At 37.8% G+C, this 4519-nt stretch carries 4 protein-coding genes; all 4 read right to left on the bottom strand.

Going from position 1 to position 4519, the window contains the following annotated elements; all coding sequences use genetic code 11:
* Positions 1-44: 44 nt before the first annotated feature.
* A complete protein-coding gene (locus tag L4C36_RS23320; protein ID WP_428480163.1) occupies positions 45-1052 on the bottom strand; it encodes an NAD-dependent epimerase in 1008 nt (335 codons plus the stop codon).
* Positions 1052-2437, bottom strand: a complete 1386-nt coding sequence (cpsG, locus tag L4C36_RS23315; RefSeq protein WP_428480162.1) for a phosphomannomutase CpsG — start codon at positions 2435-2437, stop codon at positions 1052-1054. Before cpsG ends, L4C36_RS23320 begins: the two co-directional genes overlap by 1 nt.
* An 11-nt stretch (positions 2438-2448) precedes the next feature.
* Positions 2449-3837: a mannose-1-phosphate guanylyltransferase/mannose-6-phosphate isomerase gene (locus L4C36_RS23310; RefSeq protein ID WP_428480161.1), complete on the bottom strand. Its 1389-nt coding sequence runs from the start codon at positions 3835-3837 to the stop codon at positions 2449-2451.
* The coding region (locus L4C36_RS23305; RefSeq protein ID WP_428480160.1) for a hypothetical protein at positions 3834-4519 on the bottom strand (686 nt) is incomplete at its 5' end. The genes L4C36_RS23310 and L4C36_RS23305, both read right to left, overlap by 4 nt.

Genomic DNA, 4519 nt, shown 5'->3' with positions numbered 1-4519 from the left:
TACCAACTGGTATTAGATGAAATTACTATCAATTTCATAAGAAATTAAACCTTATAATACTCACGGTACCATTCAACAAAACGTTTAACACCTTCTTTTACACCAATTTGAGGCTTGTAACTAGTTGCCTCAAATAAGTCTGAAGTGTCAGCATAAGTTTGGTAAACATCACCCGGCTGCATTTCGCGGAAATTTTTATTTGCTTCAAGGCCCAAGGTAGATTCAATTTCTTGGATAAACTCCATTAGGTTAATTGGACTACCATGACCAATATTATAAACAGCATAAGGTGCTGAGCTAGACGCAGGGGTGCCCGATTCAACAGTCCAGTCTTCATTACGAGTTGGAATCACATCAGAAACACGTATTACACCTTCAACAATATCATCGATGTAGGTAAAATCTCGCCACATATCACCATTATTATTGATATCGATAGTTTCACCGTTCAATATCTTCTTAGTAAAGATAAATGGGGCCATATCAGGACGCCCCCAGGGGCCATAAACAGTAAAAAATCGAAGGCCTGTAGTTGGAATGTCATAAAGATGAGAGTATGAATGACTCATTAATTCATTTGACTTCTTCGTTGCTGCATAAAGAGAAACAGGATGATCAACAGAGTCAGATGTTTCAAATGGTGTCTTTGAATTTAAGCCATAAACTGAGCTAGATGAAGCGTAAACTAAATGCTCCACCTTAGTATGACGACAACCTTCAAGGATGTTCAAATGACCAATAAGATTACTGTCAGCATAAGCCATTGGATTTTTGATTGAGTATCGCACACCAGCCTGTGCTGCTAAATGAATGACTCGATCAAATCTTTCTTTTTCAAACAAATCAATAATTGATTTATTATCGGCCAGTTCTATTTGAAGAAATTTAAAACAATCATTTTTAGTTAAAGATTTTAATCTTGACTCTTTAAGGGAAACATCGTAATAATCATTTAAATTATCTATTCCAACTACTTCATGACCTCTATTTAACAATATAGAAGATACATGAGCTCCTATGAAACCAGCCGAACCGGTAACTAAATATTTCATTAATTACTCCCTTTAAGAATACTTAAAATTTCATCAGTTTTTGTTTTCATCAGCTTCACATTCCCCTTAGACTCGACGTTTAGTCTAACTACAGGCTCTGTATTAGAAGTCCTTAAGTTAAATCGCCAATTTTCAAAATCGAGGCTAATACCATCTGTATAATCGATAATCAATGCTTGGTCTTTATACTGATAAAATACAGAATCAATAGCCTTCCTCGGATTACTCAACTTACTATTTATTTCACCTGAAGATGGATAGGCTTCAATTCGAGATTTAACCATTTCAGATAAACGTAAACCGGAACGAGACATTAACTCTGTCACTAGCAACCAAGGAATCATACCACTATCACAATATGCAAAATCACGGAAGTAATGGTGTGCACTCATCTCGCCACCGTAAACGGCATCTTCCATACGCATACGCTCTTTGATAAAGGCATGGCCAGTCTTAGACATAATTGGCGTACCACATGCCTTAGTCACGACATCAATCGTATTCCAAGATAAGCGTGGGTCGTGAATAATCTTAGCGCCTTTGTCTTTAGCAAGGAAAGTTTCAGCCAATAGTCCAACAATGTAATAACCTTCAATAAAGGTGCCTTTCTCATCAAACAAGAAACAACGATCAAAGTCACCATCAAAAGCGATCCCCATATCAGCTTGATGTTCAAGAACCGCCGTCGCGGTATCTTCACGACACTCAGGTAATAGTGGGTTCGGAATACCATGTGGGAAGTTTCCATCTGGCTTGTTATGTACCTTAATGAGCTCCAGAGGTAGGTTAATTTCAGCAAATTTTGCTTCAAGAGCATCAACCACGTGGCCTGCTGCCCCATTACCTGAATTAATCACAAGCTTCATCGGCTTGATATAGTCTGGTTGAATATAACCAAGCAAATGTTCTACATAGGCATCAAGAATAGAAACTTGTTCAAAAGTCCCGCGTTTTTCGGCTGGTTTACCAAATTGATTAAGTTCGGCAGCCGCTTTAATATCAAGCAATCCTGTATCCCCACTGATTGGCTTTGCTTGTTCGCGGACTAACTTCATACCATTGTAATCCATCGGATTATGACTAGCCGTCACTTCAATGCCACCATCAAGCCCAAGATGGAAGGTGGCAAAATAAACCTCTTCAGTACCCGTCAGACCAATATCCTTTACATTGACCCCGGAATCTTGTAGACCGTTCGCCAGTGATTGTTTCAGAGCCTCACTGGTTAAACGTACATCAGCTCCCAATACGACAGTCTTTTCAGAGAAACCATCATTCAAATGTTCGCCGTAAGCACGGCCAATACGGTAAGCAATATCTTCATTGAGCTCATCACCCAACTTACCGCGAATATCATAAGCTTTAAAACAAGTTAACGAAGTCATGAATAAGTCTCTTACAAACGAATGATGTCATCTTCTTTTAGGTAACTGCCTGACTGAATCTCAATAAGCTCCAGTGGCATCTTTCCTGGATTTTCAATAGAGTGTGGAATCCCGACTGGAATATAAGTAGATTGGTTCTCAGTGATAATGAATGTTTCATCACCTTTAGTTACTTTGGCAGTACCAGAGACTACAACCCAATGCTCAGCTCTGTGATAATGTATTTGAACGGTTTGCCGCTCACCTGGTTTGACTGTGATTCGATTCACCTTGTAGCGGCCACCTTTATCAATCGCATCAGCCATGCCCCAAGGACGATATACTTCTCGATGCTCTCTGTACTCTTCACGTTGTTCTGATTTTAAATGCTCAACTACTTTTTTTACTTCTTGAACATTGGACTTATTCGCAACCAGAACAGCATCTTTAGTTTCAACGACAATAATATCTTTAAGACCCACTGCAGCAACAAGCTTATTAGGGGCATGAATCAAACAACCTTGGCTGTTTTCAAGAATAGCATCACCTTTAGAAGCGTTACCATTTTCATCTTTGGCTGATATATCCCAAAGCGCCGACCATGAGCCAACATCACTCCACCCTGCATCCATTGGTACGACGATTGCCTTATCCGTTCTCTCCATCACAGCGTAATCAATAGAGTCATCTGGACATTTGATAAATTCATCGGCATCGACACGGACAAAATCACGATCAACGGATGATTTAGCAATCGACAATGCACAGGCTTCATAAATCGCAGGTGCAAACTGCTTAAGTTCATCCAGATAAGCACTAGCCTTAAACATGAAACAACCGCTGTTCCAGTAAAATTCACCAGACTCAAGATATTGTTGTGCCTTTTCTAGACAAGGTTTTTCAACAAACTTTTCGACAGTGAAGCTATCTTCATCAACAAGTGCACCACGATGGATGTAACCATAACCAGTTTCAGGCTCTGTAGGGACGATTCCAAAAGTCACTAATGCCCCTTTCTTAGCTTGTTTTTGTGCTAAGAGAACAGATTTTTGGAATGCTGAAATATTTTGAACAACGTGATCAGCAGCCAACACCAACAAAATTGGATCTTCTCCGCACTCCATTGCCTTCATTGCAGCAATAGCAATCGCTGGAGCAGTATTTCTACCTGCGGGCTCAAGTAAAATACTAGCTTTCTGATTAAGTGAGCGAAGCTGTTCTGCAGCTATAAAACGGTGCTCTTCATTCGATATAATTACTGGTTCAGATGTATCTAATCCATCAAGACGCATCAAGGTAGTTTGCAACATCGAATCTTCGGATTCACCAATAGAGAGAAATTGTTTTGGGAACATTGAGCGAGAATAGGGCCACAAGCGAGAACCATTCCCTCCAGCGAGAATAACAGGTGATATTTTCATAGTACCATTTCGATATTGTTAATATATTTAGACTGTACATTTGAGCTAAAAACACACTCATTCATAATGACTTTTTTGTGATTTGCTATAGCTTCATAAAAAACACCACTTATGCGATATGAGAACTCAACCCCAATAGCAATAAACTTTGAATTTATGAATAAAGAGTCATAATCCTCAAAAAAAGATTTTTGTATAACATCACATTTACCAGTTAAATTATATTTATCCTTGGCAATAAGTAAGTAGTCATTTTGTTTGCAAAATTGACACAACTTTAATAAAAACTCATATGAAACATCACCTGAAGGGCAGAAAACATATTCTTTATCAAATTTTTTTTCTTTGATAGATTGAATTTTTCTCTCAGGATGAGCAAGCACATTATAATTTTTATTATATTTTTTAGATATATACTCACCAATATAATCCTCAAAGACAAAATGTTCTACCTTTGAAGATGTGTAGCTATATGCAAATGACTTAAATTTAGAGGTTAGAAGTTGGTCAATATTATTATGTTCAATAACACTCACATTCTTTAAAAAATATGAAAATGGTAGCATGGTAAGATTTTCATACGATAAAAAAATGCACTTCCTATACCCCCCCTCCTTTAAAACAAAAAACAGATTTAACAAAAAAAGCATTTGTTGAAATCTATAAAACACTTTATTAGAAG

This window comes from Photobacterium japonica, assembly GCF_050337005.1.
Lineage (GTDB): Bacteria > Pseudomonadota > Gammaproteobacteria > Enterobacterales > Vibrionaceae > Photobacterium > Photobacterium japonica.
The sequence above is the reverse complement of the archived record's forward strand: the minus strand, read 5'-3'. Positions and strand labels throughout refer to the sequence as shown.